This window comes from Streptomyces sp. NPDC111656 (assembly GCF_055656965.1).
The window spans coordinates 1-16642 of record NZ_JBVKCA010000043.1 but is presented as its reverse complement, the minus strand read 5'-3'; the positions used below and the strand labels follow the sequence as shown (position 1 = coordinate 16642).

General features: G+C 71.7%; 15 protein-coding genes. 9 read left to right on the top strand and 6 right to left on the bottom strand.

Going from position 1 to position 16642, the window contains the following annotated elements; genetic code table 11:
* Positions 1-79: 79 nt before the first annotated feature.
* Positions 80-1555, bottom strand: a complete 1476-nt coding sequence (locus ACZ7M3_RS51030) for a S1C family serine protease (protein WP_472073441.1) — start codon at positions 1553-1555, stop codon at positions 80-82.
* 266 nt (positions 1556-1821) lie between these two features.
* Here ACZ7M3_RS51030 and ACZ7M3_RS51025 point away from each other — a divergent pair, with 266 nt between their 5' ends.
* The 3 genes from ACZ7M3_RS51025 to ACZ7M3_RS51015 all read left to right on the top strand — a co-directional run bounded on the left by ACZ7M3_RS51025 (position 1822) and on the right by ACZ7M3_RS51015 (position 4565).
* Entirely contained in the window at positions 1822-2631 is an 810-nt protein-coding gene (locus ACZ7M3_RS51025) for a glycerophosphodiester phosphodiesterase (RefSeq protein ID WP_472073439.1), read from the top strand.
* Between the two features lie 137 nt (positions 2632-2768).
* Positions 2769-3407, top strand: a complete 639-nt coding sequence (locus ACZ7M3_RS51020) for an ATP-binding protein (protein ID WP_121415642.1) — start codon at positions 2769-2771, stop codon at positions 3405-3407.
* A gap of 192 nt (positions 3408-3599) precedes the next feature.
* Complete coding sequence (locus ACZ7M3_RS51015) at positions 3600-4565, top strand: DUF5926 family protein (protein WP_351314140.1); 966 nt, start codon at positions 3600-3602, stop codon at positions 4563-4565.
* A gap of 233 nt (positions 4566-4798) precedes the next feature.
* Here ACZ7M3_RS51015 and ACZ7M3_RS51010 read toward each other — a convergent pair whose 3' ends face one another.
* Together ACZ7M3_RS51010 and ACZ7M3_RS51005 are read right to left on the bottom strand one after the other, a co-directional pair.
* Positions 4799-5470, bottom strand: a complete 672-nt coding sequence (locus tag ACZ7M3_RS51010) for a hypothetical protein (protein ID WP_472073437.1) — start codon at positions 5468-5470, stop codon at positions 4799-4801.
* A gap of 55 nt (positions 5471-5525) precedes the next feature.
* On the bottom strand, positions 5526-6191 hold the full coding sequence (locus ACZ7M3_RS51005; protein WP_452963709.1) for a bifunctional DNA primase/polymerase: 666 nt from the start codon (positions 6189-6191) through the stop codon (positions 5526-5528).
* A 481-nt stretch (positions 6192-6672) separates the two neighbouring features.
* Between ACZ7M3_RS51005 and ACZ7M3_RS51000 the strand changes: the two genes are divergently transcribed.
* From ACZ7M3_RS51000 to ACZ7M3_RS50985, 4 genes are all read left to right on the top strand, one after another.
* Positions 6673-8196, top strand: a complete 1524-nt coding sequence (locus tag ACZ7M3_RS51000) for a PP2C family protein-serine/threonine phosphatase (RefSeq protein ID WP_472073470.1) — start codon at positions 6673-6675, stop codon at positions 8194-8196.
* Between the two features lie 186 nt (positions 8197-8382).
* The gene (locus ACZ7M3_RS50995; protein ID WP_472073435.1) at positions 8383-9885 is read left to right on the top strand and encodes an aminopeptidase P family protein; all 1503 of its coding nucleotides are present in this window, start codon (positions 8383-8385) and stop codon (positions 9883-9885) included.
* A gap of 137 nt (positions 9886-10022) precedes the next feature.
* Positions 10023-11441, top strand: coding sequence for a MocR-like pyridoxine biosynthesis transcription factor PdxR (gene pdxR / locus ACZ7M3_RS50990; protein ID WP_472073433.1), 1419 nt, complete (start codon positions 10023-10025; stop codon positions 11439-11441).
* Positions 11442-11602: 161 nt separating this feature from the next.
* Complete coding sequence (locus tag ACZ7M3_RS50985; RefSeq protein ID WP_472073431.1) at positions 11603-12781, top strand: MFS transporter; 1179 nt, start codon at positions 11603-11605, stop codon at positions 12779-12781.
* Here the strand turns inward: ACZ7M3_RS50985 and ACZ7M3_RS50980 are convergent.
* The 3 genes from ACZ7M3_RS50980 to ACZ7M3_RS50970 form a co-directional block, all read right to left on the bottom strand.
* Complete coding sequence (locus ACZ7M3_RS50980) at positions 12753-13595, bottom strand: triphosphoribosyl-dephospho-CoA synthase (protein WP_452963700.1); 843 nt, start codon at positions 13593-13595, stop codon at positions 12753-12755. The genes ACZ7M3_RS50985 and ACZ7M3_RS50980 overlap by 29 nt on opposite strands.
* Before the next feature lie 9 nt (positions 13596-13604).
* Positions 13605-14588, bottom strand: coding sequence for an intradiol ring-cleavage dioxygenase (locus ACZ7M3_RS50975; protein ID WP_472073429.1), 984 nt, complete (start codon positions 14586-14588; stop codon positions 13605-13607).
* Positions 14589-14753: 165 nt separating this feature from the next.
* A complete protein-coding gene (locus tag ACZ7M3_RS50970) occupies positions 14754-15917 on the bottom strand; it encodes a sensor histidine kinase (RefSeq protein ID WP_472073427.1) in 1164 nt (387 codons plus the stop codon).
* A 178-nt stretch (positions 15918-16095) separates the two neighbouring features.
* Between ACZ7M3_RS50970 and ACZ7M3_RS50965 the strand changes: the two genes are divergently transcribed.
* Both ACZ7M3_RS50965 and ACZ7M3_RS50960 read left to right on the top strand, forming a co-directional pair.
* A complete protein-coding gene (locus ACZ7M3_RS50965) occupies positions 16096-16248 on the top strand; it encodes a hypothetical protein (protein WP_472073425.1) in 153 nt (50 codons plus the stop codon).
* Between the two features lie 212 nt (positions 16249-16460).
* Positions 16461-16642 (top strand): hypothetical protein (locus tag ACZ7M3_RS50960; RefSeq protein ID WP_472073423.1); only part of this gene is annotated, 182 nt, incomplete at its 3' end.

The window sequence follows — 16642 nt, the reverse complement described above, 5'->3', positions numbered from 1 at the left end:
GAACTGTGGCGGTGGCCGCTCGGGCAACCCACCCCGCGCCACCGGCGATCGTCGGTGGCGCGGGGAGAAGACCAACCGGTCAGCTGTCGCCGTCGCGCTGTCCGAGGGTGACCTCGGCCGTGTGGGTCTTTCCGTCGCGCGTGTACGTGAGCTTCACGACGTCGCCGGGCTGGTGGGTCCAGATCTCGCCGATGAGGGTCGGGCCGCTGTCGATCACCTGGTCGTCGAGCTTGGTGATGACGTCGCCGGGCTTGAGACCGGCCTTGTCGGCGGGGCCGCCGGAGGTGACCGCCGCGGAGCCGCTCGCACCCTGCTCGGTGATCTTCGCGCCGCCGGTGCCGTCCTCGAGGGAGACCGAGGCGCCGATCACCGGGTAGACCGGCTTGCCGGTCTTGATCAGCTGCTGGGCGACGTGCTTCGCCTGGTTGATCGGGATCGCGAAGCCGAGGCCGATGGAGCCGGACTGGCTGGTGCCGCCCAGACCGCCACTGCTCGAGGACTGGATCGCCGAGTTGATGCCGATGACCGCGCCCTGGGCGTCCAGGAGAGGGCCACCGGAGTTGCCCGGGTTGATCGAGGCGTCCGTCTGCAGGGCGCTCATGTAGGAGGCCTTGCTGCTGGCACTGCCGTCGCTGGAGGCCACGGGACGGTTCTTGGCGCTGATGATGCCCGTGGTCACCGTGTTCGAGAGGCCGAAGGGCGCGCCGATCGCGATCGTGGAGTCGCCGACCGCCACCGCGTCGGAGTCACCCAGCGTGAGCGGCTTCAGGTCCGACGGCGCGTTCTTGAGCTTGATGACCGCGACGTCGTAGCCCTGCGCGTGGCCGACGACCTCGGCGTCGTACTTCTTGCCGTTGGGGAAGGTCGCGGTGAGCTTGCCGCCGTCGACCGCCTCCGCCACGACGTGGTTGTTGGTGAGGATGTGGCCCTGGGTGTCGAAGACGAACCCGGTGCCGGTGCCGCCCGAGCCGTTGCTGCTCTCGGCCTCGATGGTGACGGTGCTCGGCAGCGCCCTGGCGGCCACGTTCGCGACCGTGCCCGAGGCCCGCTTCACGTCGCCGCTGCCGCTCGGCGCGGAGACGGTCGTCGAGTCGGTGGAGTTGTCGTTGTTCTTGGCCAGCGAGTAGCCGATGCCGCCGCCGACGCCGCCCGCGACCAGCGCGGCCACCAGGATCGCCGCGACCAGGCCGCCGCGCCCGTTCTTGGGCTTCGGCGCGGGCTGCCCGTAGGAGGAGCCCCAGCCGCCCGCTCCCGAGCCGCCACCGTCCGCGTACGAGGGAACGGCGGGCGGCGGGGGCGGCCAGCCCGCCTCGGCGGCGGAGACCGGCGCTCCGGGGGCGTGCCCGTGCGCCTCAGGAGTCCCGGCGCCCAGCGACGCGTACGCCGGTGTCTCCTCCGGTGCGCCGGGGGCGCTCGGAGGCACCGACGGGAGCTGGGCGGTCGGCGCGCCCCCTTCGGGCGCAGCGCTCTGCGCGGAAGCAGCGGGAGTTTCCACCGGCACAGGAGGTGCGGACGGGGCCGGGGGTACTGCAGTGCCCTCGTTCTCGGTGCTCACAGCTCTTCTCCTCGGTCCACGGCTGTTGTTCTCGGTCGCACTCGGTCACGCTCACTCACGCTTGTCAGACGGTCCGGCGCGATGCAGCTGTGCTGGTGTGCATGTGCTTTTTGTACGCCGTCAGCTTTTCCCACGGGACGTCAGAGCACCATAAGCGGTGGCTGTGGGTCCAGGACCATCCTTTATATCGGGCTTTTTATACTAAAAGAAACATTCGTGGTGTCTCGGCCTCCACGTCGGCCCTGCGACGGTGGCACCATGACGCGGTGACCCACGCACGACAGCACCCGATTCAGGTCGTCGCCCACCGCGGAGCCTCCGAAGAGGCTCCCGAGCACACCCTGGCCGCGTACAAGAAGGCGATCGAGGACGGTGCGGACGCCCTCGAGTGCGATGTACGGCTGACCGCGGACGGACATCTCGTCTGTGTGCACGACCGCCGCGTCAACCGTACGTCCAACGGCCGCGGAGCCGTCTCCGCCCTGGAGCTCGCCGAGCTCGCCGCCCTGGACTTCGGCTCCTGGAAGAACCGCGACGAGTCCCCCGACTGGGAGTACGGCCCCGGGGACCCGCAGGACACCTCCGTCCTCACCCTGGAGCGACTGCTCGAACTCGTCGCCGACGCGGGCCGCCGCGTGGAGCTGGCCATCGAGACCAAGCACCCCACGCGTTGGGCGGGCCAGGTCGAGGACCGGCTGCTGCTCCTCCTGAAGCGCTTCGGCCTGGACGCCCCGGCGAGCGCCGTCACCTCTCCGGTACGCGTCATGAGCTTCTCGGCGCGCTCCCTGCACCGCGTCCGGTCCGCGTCCCCGACGCTGCCGACGGTCTATCTCCTGCAGTTCATCTCGCCCCGGCTGCGCGACGGACGACTGCCGGCCGGTGTCCGGATCGCGGGCCCCTCGATGCGGATCGTACGCAGTCACCCCGGCTACATCGAACGGCTGAAAAGAGCCGGTCATCAGGTCCACGTCTGGACGGTGAACGAACCCGAGGACGTCGATCTCTGCGTTGAGCTGGGCATCGACGCCATCATCACCAACCGCCCACGCACGGTGCTGCATCAGCTCGGCCGCTGACCTCGCGGCCCGTCGTCCGGAAACCACCGCTCGAGGTGCCGACGACGGCCGTCGGACCACGTCAATAACCGTCGAAATCCAGCCACACGATTACCAGGAGTGCACCGGCGCGTTCGTTCCGTGTTCGATCGTTACGAGTGCGTCAGCAGACGTGGATTGGCCGGTTTCCGGTCCAGCCCAAAGGGGCATCCACACCGTGGCGTGGGGCAAAGGAGGTCTCGGGGGTGGCGTTGGTGGTGGCACGGGAGGTGCCCACGTCGTCGAGCATGGCCGTTCCCCATGGCCCTGCGGGCGTGGGGAAAGCAAGACATCGGATGCGCGATCAACTGCGCACCGGTGGAGTGACGGAATCGGTCATCGACGACGCCGTACTGATCCTTTCCGAACTTTTGAGCAATGCGTGCCGGCACGGCAGGCCCCTCGGCGACGCCCTCGCCGGGGACGGCGACGTCCGGGCCGCGTGGCGCGTCGACGCGTCCGGGAGGCTCACCGTCGAGGTGACGGACGGCGGTGGTCCGACCCGCCCGGTTCCCGCCACGCCCTCGGTCACCGCGCACGGCGGCCGCGGGCTGAACATCATCACGGCTCTGGCCAAGGACTGGGGCGTACGGGACGACACCCGCGGAGAGGTCACCGTGTGGGTCGTCGTCCAGGACGACGTGACGGACACGGCCGCCGCGCGCCGGCGTGACGACTTCGCTACGCGCGTCGCGTCACCGGGTGTGACGGGGCTGCCCGGGCTCGACTTCGCGGACGCCTTCGACGACTTGGACTGACCACGACGGGGCAGGGCGGGGCGGGGCGGGGCGGGCAGGACGGGACGGGGCGCAAACCGCGGGCGGAAGCCCCAGACGGAAGGTCCGGTTCCGAGACGACTCGGTGCGTTGTCCACAGGGTCCCGTCGGCCGACGTACAAGCGGCTAGGCTCGCGCCAGTACGAGACGAGCCGTGATCGGGAGACACCCACGATGGCCAAGAAGCGACCCCAGACGAAGGCCAAGCAGCCTCAGCTCAAGGACGGGGAGATCCCGGTAGTCGGCGCTCGCGAGCCCTGCCCGTGCGGCAGCGGCCGCCGCTACAAGGCCTGCCACGGCCGGGCCGCCGCACACGCGGTGACGGAGCTGGTCCAGCGCCCCTTCGAGGGCCTGCCGCGCGAGGGCGACTGGGTCGCGCTGCGCGAGCTGGTGCCCGCCGCCACGGTCGAGCTGAAGCTCAAGGAGAGCCTCCCCGAGGGAGTTCCCTCGGTGACGCTCGCCACCGTCCTGCCGATGGCCTGGCCCGCGCTGCGCCGCGACGACGGCTCGGTCCTGATCGGCCTGCAGAACGACACGGCGTCCGGCGACATCAGCCGCGACCTCGCCGACACCCTCCAGCGCGCGCTCACGGCCCAGCCCGGCACCCCGATCCAGGGCCGCCGCGCCCCGGCCGACGGCCCGCGACTGCAGGAACTGCTCGACCCCGAAGGCGCGTTCGAGCCAGTTGTGCACTCGGGCTTCGAGTTCTGGGTCCCGGACGCGGAGCAATCGACACCGGAGGTCACCGCCTCCCTGGAGCGGGCCAACGCGGCGGCGATCCCGACCGTGAAGCTCTCCGGCGTGGACGCGGCGTACTGGTGCGAGACCCCCGACAAGAACCACCTGCGCTGGGTGATGCCGTACCCCGAGGAGCAGCTTCTGGACGCGCTCGCGCGGCTGCACGCGGCCGGTCGCTCGAACCTCGGCGAGGGCACGCGGCTGGTCGGTTCCTTCCGCGCGCACGGGCTCACGGTGCCGGTCTGGGACCTGCCCACGGGCGTCACGGCCGACGATGTGGAAAAGCCGGCGGCCGAGTTCGCCGAGCGCCTCGCGACCGCCCTGGCCTCGGACACACCGCTCACCCCGGACGAGCGGCGGGCACGCGGCGGCCTCACGAACCGACAGGTCACGCTCAGCTGACACACAGCCGGGGCACTGACCGACCGGTCAGCTGGTCGGCGCTTCACGGAGCAGGTGACTCCTGTCACAACTCCCGGCGGTGACAGGTAAATCCGTGTCCGAATAGCCGAGATCGAATTTGCGAACCGCCGATCTCTTGTTACCGTTCGAGTAGCCCGGTTGCTGGTGCATCCCCCGTCGCCAGCAACCGGGTCTTTCCATGCGCGGATTTTCCCGCGGCGTCAACCGCCTTGCTACGGGGCCGAGTTGCTCCCCGAGGCGCTCCCCGAGTCGCTCTCCGCGTCGCTTCCCGACCGCAGCAGCATCGGCCCGCTCCCGGCGCTCCTCGCGAACTCGGCGACCGCCGTGTACGCCCCCACACCCCCCGCCGTACGCCCTCTGGGCGTCTCGCACACCCCCGGGTCGTCCTCGGCACCCACCACGCAGTTCATCTCCACGGTGCGGCCACCGGGGCCCATGAGGCTCAGTGCGGAGCTCAGCTCGTCACCGGTCGCGTTGCGGTAGTAGGTGCGCGCCCAGGTGTCCTCTCCCTGGGTCATGACGCAGGTCTGCGCTTCGATCCCGTCGGGGGAGGAGAGTTCGGGGCCGCACCGGGCGGCGGTGGCCCGGCCGAGGCCCAGAAGCCGTGGCGCGGGCGCGGAAGCGGGAGGGGTCGTGGAATCGGGAGGGGTCGCGGAGGCGGAACGGGGCGCGGCGGGGGCCGTCGTTCCCTTGTCGTCGATCCTCCGGGACGCGCGTACGGCCTCGGAGCTCCGGTCACCGACGGGTCCTGCGGAGGCCACGGTCAGTGGCAGGGCGACCGCGAACACCACGAGGCCCGCCAGCGCCACCAGGCGAACCCTCTCGTGGTCCGGCCCGGAACGTAGAGACGATGGGGCTCTGTGTCCCCCGGAATGACGCTGCATAGTGCGGAACATAACGAGCGTGGGTGGGCGCGCGGCTCACCGCGCGCCGGGCACCCTACAACTCGGGCGCGCTCACACCCGTACGAGTGAGCGCCTCCACCACCGCGTCCACCACGGCCTCCACATCGGGCACCCAGGGCGCGGCCGAGCCGGGCAGGGGTGCGCGCTCCCAGCGGATCTGGCCCTGGCCGGTCTCGGACGGGGGCAGCGCGATGTAGCCGCCCTCGCCGTGGAAGCGCAGGGACCCCGGCACGAAGTCCTTGGCGTAGAGGAGCTCGCCGAGCTGCTCCATGGAGTAGGGCGCGACGAGGATCGCCCAGCGCGTGGGCGCCGCGACGACCGGGCCGAGGCGCATGCCCGTGCGGTCGAGCGCGTCGAGTGCGCGGGCCGCCGCGAGGGCGGGCAGGCTCACCGCGCAGGGGGCCCTGCCTCCGGTGGCCAGCACGATGGGTGCGGACGGCCGGTTGGTCCACCACCAGCGCACCATGCGCTCGTCGGTGGTGGCCGCGAGGAGGCCGGGGTCGAAGGGGTGAGCACCGGGCACCGTGCACTCCGGGTCCGGGCACCCGCAGCGGGCACGCCCCTGCGGGTCCGGTGCCACACCCGGGAGCACGGGCCACTGCCAATCGGTCGCGAAGGTCAGGGCCGCGCTGAGCACCTCAGGCCTCCCGTTGTTTCGCCTGGACAGGAGCCTGCGTCGCCTTCCGAGGATCTCGCGCATGAGCGCTCGTTCCTTTCCGTTGCACGCCTGGCAACACCGTGGATCACATCACGTCATGTGTCGATCACTTCACTGTGCGTACCTGCTGGCGCATCACACCCCTGCGCACGGCAAGGGGAACCCATCTGGGCCGAGCATTGGCTGCGTCCGCGTCCATACTGCGTCTGTCTGAAGCATGGGCATGGCGTGGGGTGGCGGCGCCTGGCGTTTTGCCGTCCCGCTGTTTCTTGCCGCCTCCGCCACGGGAGGATGGGGCACGGTCGTCGGTGGTTAAGACGCCCGGGTCCGTCGCCAGGTTCCGGGCGGATCCCAACCACCCCTGGCCTTCACCGAGTACGTACCCATCACGACCGCTGTGACGCTCCGTGGAACGAGGCCAGTCGACCTCAATAACCCGTTACCCGAGTTAGTTTTAGGCCAACTTTGCTTTCCCGCAAGGGTTACCGAGGGTCTCATGGACACCAGGAATCCCAGCAGGACAATGCTGGACATCCCCTCACGAGTGCGTGTACATGTGGAGACACTGCTAGCGGCGCAGAACGACATGGGGGTTTGCGATGCTATCGAGCAATACGCACCGGTCGGAAAGCCGGACGCCATGAACGCCCCTCACGTTCCGAAAGTGGCCGGAATCGATTCAACGGTTCCCGCGCCCGCACACACTGTCGCGCCGACGACCTCCGTCACGGGTTCCGCAACGGGCTCCTCCTCGGCCGCCTCGTCCACCGGTCCCGGAGCCGTTCTCCAAGATCGGCTCGCCGGCTGGGTGTCCGACCTCACCACCCTCCACGAACTCACCGAGCGCCTGGTGCGCACCGCGACACTGAACGACGCGCTGCAGGAGCTGCTGCGCGCCGGAGCCGCCCTCGTGGGTGCCCGGCGCGGTCTCGTCGTCATGGAACCGGGCGACGGACTCGGCCCGGACACCACCATCGGCCTGGGCCTCGCCCGCGCCGACCTCGGCCACATCGAGACCGTCCCGCGCAGCGCCATGTCGTACGGCAGGATCCTGGACGGACTGCCCGGCGGCGAGGGCGAGATCTCCCAGCCCGACCTCCTCTCCGAGGACGGGCTCGACCCCCGCCACCGCGAGGTGGCCGCCCGGCTCGGCTACGCCGCGAGCTACGCGCTGCCCCTGTCCACCGAGGCGGCGGGCCGACTGGGCGCCGCCGTATGGCTCTACGACGAACCCGCCGAACCGGTGGAGCGCCAGCGCCACCTCGTCGGCCTCTACGCCCGCTACGCGACCGAACACCTGGCACGGCTGCTGGAACTGGACCGCACACGCGCGTGCATGAAGACGATCTCCCAGGAGCTGCTTCCGCCGCGGCTGCCCCGGGTCTCCGGAGTCCAGCTCGCCGCCCGGCACCGCACGGGCCCGCGCGGCGGCGGCGACTGGTACGACGCGCTGCCGCTGCCCGACGCCGCGCTCGGCCTGGCGGTCGGCTCCGTCACCGGGGCCGGGCCCAGCGCCGTCGCCGCCATGGGCCGGCTGAGGGCCTCCCTGCGGGCGTACGCCGTGATGGAGGGCGAGGACCCCGTCGCCGTCCTGTCCGACCTCGAGCTGCTGCTGCGCCTGACCGAGCCCGCCCGCTCCGCGACCGCCCTCTTCGCGTACTGCGAGCCCGCCCTGCGCAAGATCACGCTCGCCGGTGCCGGACACAGCCCGCCGCTGGTGATCGGCGCGCGGCGCACCGAGTTCGTGGAGACCTCGCTGTCCGCGCCCCTGGGCATGCTCGCCTGCTGGGAGGCGCCCAGTGTCGAACTGACGGCCGAGCCGGGCGAGACCGTGCTGCTCTACACCGACGGCCTGCTGCACCGCACCGGCGACCCCATGGACCGCGCCTTCGCCCGGCTGCACGCGGCGGCCGCCAGCGTCCCCAGGACGCTGCGTGAGGATCCCGGCGCGCTCGCCGACCATGTTCTGCGGTCCGTGCTGCCGGACGGGCTGGACGAGGCGGACAGCGCGGAGGACGTCGTACTCCTGGCGGCGCGCTTCGAGTGAGGTCCGCGCTTCGAGTGCGGTGCGCGCCTCGAGTGCTGCCCTGGGGCCGCCGCGCTGAGCTCTGCGCGTAACAGGACTTCCGACCCTGGGCCCACATCTGTACGACCGTACGATGATGGTGTCCCCCTGCTCGAGCACAGCGGAGAGCTGGGGGGGAGGTCCAGAGTCGTATCTAGGAGGCAGACCGTGTCGGAGGCGCTCAACCCGGAGACCCCGGAAGCCGTGCTCGACGATGCCGCTGACGAAGCGGGCGAAGAAGAGCCGATCAAGCAGCGCAAGAACGGCCTGTACCCGGGCGTGTCCGACGAACTCGCCGAGAACATGAAGTCCGGATGGGCCGACACCGAGCTGCGCGGCCTCACGCCGATCGCACAGGCCGAGTACACCGCCACCCGCCGCGCCGCGCTCTCCGCACGTTTCCCGGGCGAGCGCCTGGTGATCCCGGCGGGCAACCTGAAGACCCGGTCGAACGACACGGAGTACCCCTTCCGCGCCTCGGTCGAGTACGCGTACCTCACCGGCAACCTGACCGAGGACGGCGTCCTGGTCCTGGAGCCCACCGTCTCCCCGAACGGGAGCGGCGGCCACAAGGCGACGATCTACCTGCTGCCGCGCTCCGACCGCGAGAACGGCGAGTTCTGGCTGTCCGGGCAGGGCGAGCTGTGGGTCGGCCGCCGCCACTCCCTCACCGAGGCCGAACAGCTGTACGGCATCCCCGCCTCCGACGTGCGGGAGCTGGCCGGCAAGCTGCGTGAGGCCACCGGCCCGGTCCGGGTCGTGCGCGGCTACGACGCCGGCATCGAGGCGGCCCTGACCGACAAGGTCACCGCCGAGCGCGACGAGGAGCTGCGGGTCTTCCTCTCCGAGGCGCGGCTGATCAAGGACGACTTCGAGGCCGGCGAGCTGCAGAAGGCCGTCGACTCGACGGTGCGCGGCTTCGAGGACGTCGTGAAGGTCCTGGACAAGGCCGAGGCGACCAGCGAGCGCTACATCGAGGGCACCTTCTTCCTGCGCGCCCGGGTCGAGGGCAACGACATCGGCTACGGCTCGATCTGCGCCGCCGGCCCGCACGCCTGCACGCTGCACTGGGTGCGCAACGACGGACCCGTGCGCTCCGGCGACCTGCTGCTGCTCGACGCGGGCGTGGAGACGCACACGCTCTACACCGCCGACGTCACGCGCACGCTGCCGATCAACGGCCGCTACAGCGAGATCCAGAAGAAGATCTACGACGCCGTGTACGAGGCCCAGGAGGCCGGTATCGCGGCCGTGCAGCCCGGTGCCAAGTACCGCGACTTCCACGACGCCGCGCAGCGCGTGCTGGCCGAGAAGCTCGTCGAGTGGGGTCTGGTCGAGGGCCCGGTCGAGCGCGTCCTGGAGCTGGGACTGCAGCGCCGCTGGACCCTGCACGGCACCGGCCACATGCTCGGCATGGACGTCCACGACTGCGCCGCCGCGCGGACCGAGACGTACGTGGACAGCACGCTGGAGCCGGGCATGTGCCTGACCGTCGAGCCTGGCCTGTACTTCCAGGCGGACGACCTGACCGTGCCCGAGGAGTACCGGGGCATCGGCGTGCGCATCGAGGACGACATCCTGGTGACCGAGGACGGCAACCGGAACCTGTCGGCGGGGCTGCCGCGCCGCTCCGACGAGGTCGAGGCGTGGATGACGACTCTGAAGGGCTGACGCAGGGCTGATGTAGGGCTCATGTAGGGCTGATGGCCGGGTACGAGAAGTGCCCGGCCATTCGTCTGCGGGCAGGTCGTGGCTGGTCGCGCAGTTCCCCCCGCCCCTTTGGGCGCGGGAACTCACAGGGGGGATTGGTGGGCGACGACTTCTGGTCCGGCGTCGGGGTGGATCTGCATCTGGAGCCGGACGTGGCCGCGGGACGCAGGACCGGGCTCGAACGGGCTCTGCGGGACGCGGTGCGCGACGGCCGGCTCGCTCCGGGCACACGGCTGCCCCCGACCCGGCGCCTCGCGGCCGAACTCGGCATCTCGCGCGGGACGGCCAAAGGGGCCTACGACCAACTGGTCGCCGAGGGGTATCTGACGGCCCGGCAGGGGTCGGGCACCGAGGTCGCGGTGCTTCCCGCGGACGCCGTGTCGGAGGCCGTCGGAGCTCCCCGCGCGCGTGCGCCCCGTTTCGATCTGCGGCCGGGCAGCCCGGACGTCGGTACGTTCCCGGCGGCGGCGTGGCTGCGGGCGCTGCGCCGCGCGATCGCGACGGCGCCCTCCCTGGCGTACGACTACGGGGACCCGCGCGGTCGGATCGAACTGCGGACGGCGCTCTCGGGCTACCTGGGACGGGCCCGGGGCGTGATCGCGCCGCCCGAGCGGATCGTGATCACCTCGGGATACGTGCAGGGGCTCGCCCTTCTCACGCGCGTGCTGGACGGCGGGGTGGTCGCGATGGAGGACCCCGGGCTGCCGTTCCACCGGGACGTGGTGCGGCGGGGCGGAGGCACGGTGGTGCCGCTGAAGGTGGACGAACGAGGCGCCTGCGCGGAGGAGTTGGCTTCCTCGCCGGCGGACGCGGTCGTCGTCACACCCGCCCATCAGTACCCGACCGGGGTCACCCTGCACCCCGAGCGGCGGCGGGCGCTCACCGACTGGGCACGCGCGCGCGGCGGACTGATCGTCGAGGACGACTACGACGGCGAGTTCCGCTACGACCGGCAACCCGTCGGCGCACTCCAGGGCATGGCACCGAGGCAGGTCGCCTACCTGGGTACGGCGTCCAAGACGCTCGGGCCCGCCCTGCGGCTCGGCTGGATGGTGCTGCCGCCGCACCTGGTCGACGCGGTGGCCGACGTGAAGCTGCACAGCGACCATCACACCGAGTCCATCGGCCAGTTGGCGCTGGCCGAGATGATCACCAGCCACGCGTACGACCGTCATGTGCGCGCCTGCCGACTGCGGTACCGGCGACGCCGGGACCAGCTGCTCGACCGGCTGGGGGCGCGCAGGAGCGTACGCGGTATCGCGGCCGGGCTGCACGCACTGGTGGACGTGGCGGACGAGGCGGAGGTGCTGGCGCGGGCGGAGGAGGAGGGGCTCGCGGTCGGGCGTCTCGGCGAGCACTGGCACGAGCGCGGTGGGGGGCGGCCTCAGGGTTTGGTCGTGGGCTACGGGACTCCCCGGGAGCGAATCTATCCGGAAGCGCTGGAGGCGTTGGGGCGAGTGCTGGACGGGAGCCAGGGGGTGGCGGGCGGGAGTCAATTGGGTCGCAAAAAGGCGTGAGGATTGGGCCTGTTGACGGGTCCACCGGGCCCCTAGCGTCGAAGCCATGACGAATCCGGCAGCATCCGCGCAGTCGAGCCGCCTCGTCCCGCCCGTGGGACCGCAAACGCGTCCTGGCCCTCGCCCAGCTGACCAACTCCGTGGGGGACGGCGCCTATTACGTGACCTCCGCGCTGTACTTCACGCATGTCGTGGGGCTGGCCCCCGCGCGCGTGGGGCTCGGGCTGACCGTCGCCTGGGCGATCGGCTCCCTTGTGGGCGTACCGCTGGGGCGGCTCGCCGACCGGCGCGGTCCGCGTGGCACGGCGGTGCTGCTGGCCGTTGCGACCGGAGCGGCGGTGGCGTCCTTCCTGGTCGTCCGCGGCTTCCTGCCCTTCGTCCTCGCGGCCAGCGCGTACGCCTCCGCGCAGTCGGGGCTCGGGGCGGCCCGGCAGGCGCTGCTCGCCGGGCTGATACCGGCCGGGGAGCGGACCGGGCTGCTCGCCCATCTTCAGTCGACCCTCAACGCCGGCCTGGCGGTGGGGGCGGGTCTCGGCGGGCTCGCACTGCACGCCGGAACGCGGGACGCGTATCTCGGGGTGTTCGCGCTGGACGCGGTGAGCTTCCTGCTCTGCGCCGGTGTGCTGCTGCGGCTGCCGTCCGTGCCGCGCGTGACCGTACGGCGCGGTCACGGGGCCGGTGTCCTGCGCGACCGCCCGTACGTGCTCGTCACGTTCCTCAACACCGTGCTGCTGCTGCGGATGCCGCTGCTCAGCCTGGGCATCCCGCTGTGGATCACCGAGCGCACCCAGGCGCCCGCCTGGCTGGTCTCCGCGCTGTTCGTCCTCAACACCGGTGCGGTGATGGTCTTCCAGGTGCGGATGGCGCGCGGTGTCACGGGCCTCGCCTCGGCCACGCGCGCGATACGCCGTTCCGGGCTCGTGATGCTGGTGTCCTGCGCGGTCTTCGCGCTGTCGGCCGGTGCCTCGCCGTGGGTCGCGGCCGGGGTCCTGGTGGCGGGCGCGGTGCTCCAGGTGGTCGCCGAGATGCAGCAGTCGGCGGGTTCCTGGCAGGTGGGCTTCGACCTCGCCCCGGCCGACCGCATGGGCGAGTACCAGGGCTTCTTCGGCACGGGCGTCACGGTGGCGCGCACCGCGGGCCCGCTGGTCCTGACCGCGCTGCTGGTGGGCTGGGGCACGCCGGGGTGGCTGCTGCTGGGGGGACTGATGCTGGGGGCGTCGTACGGGATGGGCCCGGCGGTGCGGTGGGCCGCCACCCGCGAGGTGACAGCCCACCGCCAGGACCGGGACCGGGATCAGACCCAGGACCGGGTCAAGCAGCAACCCGTACCGGCGAACTGACCACCACCGGAAGCGAGTCCACGAACAGGGCGCCCGCGAGCAGTCCCCCCGTGCCACGGGGGCTCCACGCGCGCGTGTGCAGGTCGTCGTCGAAGGCGGCCAGAGCCGCGCGGCCGGCCTCCGTCGCCGTACCGCCCGCCTCCAGCACGCCCCGGGCACCCGCCTGGACGTGCCGGAGCCCGTGCGGGCCCGCCGTGTACAGCAACTCGGTGTCCTGGAGCGTGGACATGACGGTGAGGAGGGCGTCGAGCCGGGCGTACGGCTCGGACGCGCCGGCGGAGCGGGAGGCGGCGAGCGCGTCCAACGCCCGCCGTACGTGCGGGAATCCGGCACGTGCCTCGCCCCGCGCCCCGGCCGCGCCGTACTTCGCGGACATCGACGACCCCCGGGAGGGCCGCCGCGGCGCCCGCCGGTCGGGGTGCGTCGCGATCCGCTTGGCGGTGGCGGCGACCTCGGAACCCTTGGCCCCCGGCTCCAGGGCCGCCGCCGCGACCAGGAAGCCCAGGACCCACAGCGCCCCGCGGTGGCCACCGCCCGCCAGCGTCACCGAGTGTTCGGTGGACCGGCCGATCGCGCCCAGCTCCGTACGGAGTTCGGGCGTGGGCCGGCCGATGCGGCGGGCGGCGGCCGCCATGGCCGCGAGGCCGGGCGTCAGCGCCTTGGCCGACCAGCGCAGGGAACACAGGTCCCGGCGGGTGGCCCGGGCGCCGAGATCGCGCGGATCGGGCAGGCCGGGCTTGGGGGTGAGCTCCAGTTGCCCTGTCAGCGCGGCCACGGCGGCCCGCGCCAGCGTCTCGTCCTCGCGGCTGCTCACGCGCGAACCCTATGAGGACGCCGAGGCGGACGGACTGGCACTGTCACTCGGGGCATCGCTCGGGGCACCGCTCGGCGGCGTACCGGTCGGGGCACCGCTCGGCGGCGTACCGGTCGGAGCGCCGCTCGGGGGCGTACCACCGCCACCGCTGCCCGCGCCGGTGCTCTCGGCGTCGGGGTCGATGCCCAGGATGATGGACCCCTTGAAGCCTTTGGACGGGTCCTTCTTGTGGACCGGCTTCAGGGTGAGCAGCCCGCTGGAGGCGCCGCCGCCGTCGTACACCATGTCGTCGGCGAGCTTGGTGTAGCTGCCGGTGTGCTTGGAGTACGGCTCCAGGGCCTGGACCTCGGCGGCGATGTCGTCGTCGAAGAAGAACTGGCCGGTGAAGTTGACCTTGCCGCCCTCGTAGGTGCCGTCCGCCTTCTCGCCGCCGGTGTGCACCCTGACGTGGATGTGCGTGGTGCGGGGCGTGTACCAGCCGGGGAAGATCGTCTCGAACTTGACGACCCCGTTGGCGTTGGCGACCTGGTAGCCGCGCAGGTAGGTCTGGTCGTTCGCCGTCGAGCCGTCCTCGCTCTCGGCGGGCGCGGAACCGCCGGGGTTGGCGGTGGTGTAGCCGGAGTAGTAGCCCCAGGCGTCGCAGTGCCAGATCTCCACGGCCGCGCCCGCGACCGGGCCGCAGGAGTCGGTGGTGTCCTGCACGGTGATGCGCAGCGTCAGCGGGACGCCGCCCTTGCCCTCGGTGATGTCCTTGCGCACCAGAGCGCCGTCCAGGTAGTACGGCCCCTCCGTGACGCTGGACATCAGCACGCACTGGCCGCTGCCGGTGGAGGTCGCCGAGGCGGTCGCCTCGGCGTCGGTGGCGGTGGTCGTCTCGTCGGCGAACGCCGATTGGTAGCCCGCGACCGCGAGCCCGCCCGCGGCGACCGTGCCGCCCGTCACCGCGAGCGCACGGCGCCGGGTGACCGAAGTGTCTTTGTGGCTTCTCGTCATGATCGGAAAGCTAGGAAGGGCAACCGTCAGGGGCATGGGGTGGGGCTGTGAGGAGGGTAAGAATTCTGAGAAAGCTGAAGTCGACGGAAAATCGCCCTCTCCAGGGAGCACGAAAACGCCGAAGGCGTCGCCGAACGCCGAAGCTGTCGCCAAACGCCGAAGCTGTCACCACGCGTACGGCAGGTCCACCTCGATCACCGTCGGCCCCCCGACAGGGCTGGTCAGACGCACGGCCCCGTCGAGCGCGGCGACCCGCCGTCGCATACCGATCAGTCCCGAACCGGCCGCCTCGTCGGCGCCGCCGCGGCCCTCGTCGCGGACGACCACGCGCAGCCCCGTCGGCGTACGGGCGAGCCGGACCTCCGCCCGCTCCGAGTCGCTGTGCTTGCCCGCGTTCGTCAGCGCCTCGGCCAGCACGAAGTACGCGGCCGCCTCGATCGCCGCGGGAGCCCGCACCCCGCTCTGCGCCCCGTCCTCCAGACCGTCCACGTCCATGGTCACGTCGAGCCCGCTGCTCGCCGCGAGCGCCCGCGCCGCCCCGACGAGTCCACGGTCGGTGAGGATCGGTGGGTGGATGCCACGGACGACGTGACGCAGTTCGGTGAGCGCCTCTTCGGCCTGGTCCTGGGCGTCGTCGAGGAGTTTGCGGGCGGCGTCCGGGTCACGTTCGTACGCCCGTTTGGCGATGCCGATCCGCACGGAGAGCGACACCAGCCGCGCCTGCGTACCCTCCTGCAGGTCCCGCTCGATGCGGCGCAGTTCGGCCTCGTGCGCGGCGACCGCGCCCGCCCGGGTCTCGGTCAGTTCCTCGACCCGCTCCGCGAGCAGGGCCTTGGGTGAGGGCTTGAGCAGGGCGGTGGACCAGGCGGCGTCGAGGTCCGCGAGACGGCTGATCAACGGCAGGACCAGCGGTGAACGGCCCAGCACACCCTGTCGTACACCGTCGACGAGCAGGCCGGCCGGCCACAGCGGCAGCGCGAGGACGCCCAGGAAGCCATAGGCGTAGTGGGCGACCATCCAGCGCAGGTCGTTGAAGGTGCCCGGGTCACGGACCGCCGTGCGCAGCCGTCGGCGGAGCGGACCCTCGACGCGCTGGTACGCCTCGGGGATCTCCCGGCCCGTCCACTCGGCGACCTGGCGCCGCTTGGCACCGGCGAAGCGGCGCACCAGGAGCACCGTCTCGGGCAGCAGTCCGGCACCGACCACCACGAGGGTGGCGACGGCCGTGAACAGCAGCACCGTGATGAAGATGATCGAGCCGAACGCCAGTACGGCGGCCCGCCCCAATTGGACGGTGGCTCGCGCTGCCTGCCGCACTGTCGTTCCCATGCCGTCCAGGCTAGGCACGCCTGGTGCGGCCGCGCGGGAGAGCAGGCTCCGGATAGATGGTGTAGCCCGCTACACCACAGGTTCGGGAGAGCACTCACTCGTGGCGGCGAGCTTCCGACGGGATCGTTGAATCCGGAAGCTCACGCCTCTACAGACTCCCCGCCGAAGGAAAAGGTTCATGAAGTCGCTGCTCTCCTCGATCGTGCTCTGGTTCCTGTTCCTCTTCAACGGAGTCGTCGCGGCGGGCGCGGGCTTCGGCGTCCTCCAGAGCCGCAGGACACAGGTCCTTGACCTCGAAACGCGGGGCCGCAGGACGCCGACCCCGGCCTGACGCGCCTGCCGCCCCGACCGCGGCCCGACGCTCGCCCCCTCAGCCTCCACCCCGACCCCGACCCCGACCCCGGCGCCGACGACGCCGCCTCCGGGCCACGGGACGCCCCGGCATGCCCGCCCCCGCACAGCACCGCACCACTCGCAGCACCGCACCGCTCGCAGTACCCCCACCGCTCGCTGCCCCGAACACAGACCTTGGAGACCCCTCCCGTGGCTACTTTCCTCTATCGACTGGGCCGTACGGCCTTCCGGCGGCGCTGGTACGTCGCCTTGATCTGGGTGGCGGTGCTCGGCGCCGTCGGCTTCGGTGCGGCCACGGCTCCCGCCGCTCCTGATCCGAACAACTCCATGCCTGGGATCGAGTCCCAGAAGGCGTTCGACCTCATGGAGCA

What these genes read in the sequence shown, in the direction of transcription:
- ACZ7M3_RS51005 (WP_452963709.1), bottom strand. Translation starts at nt 6,191, where the DNA reads ATGCGCGAGATCCTCGGAAGGCGACGCAGGCTCCTGTCCAGGCGAAAC.
- ACZ7M3_RS51010 (WP_472073437.1), bottom strand. Translation starts at nt 5,470, where the DNA reads ATGCAGCGTCATTCCGGGGGACACAGAGCCCCATCGTCTCTACGTTCC.
- ACZ7M3_RS50965 (WP_472073425.1), top strand. Translation starts at nt 16,096, where the DNA reads ATGAAGTCGCTGCTCTCCTCGATCGTGCTCTGGTTCCTGTTCCTCTTC.
- ACZ7M3_RS51000 (WP_472073470.1), top strand. Translation starts at nt 6,673, where the DNA reads ATGCTGGACATCCCCTCACGAGTGCGTGTACATGTGGAGACACTGCTA.
- ACZ7M3_RS50970 (WP_472073427.1), bottom strand. Translation starts at nt 15,917, where the DNA reads ATGGGAACGACAGTGCGGCAGGCAGCGCGAGCCACCGTCCAATTGGGG.
- ACZ7M3_RS50975 (WP_472073429.1), bottom strand. Translation starts at nt 14,588, where the DNA reads ATGACGAGAAGCCACAAAGACACTTCGGTCACCCGGCGCCGTGCGCTC.
- ACZ7M3_RS51015 (WP_351314140.1), top strand. Translation starts at nt 3,600, where the DNA reads ATGGCCAAGAAGCGACCCCAGACGAAGGCCAAGCAGCCTCAGCTCAAG.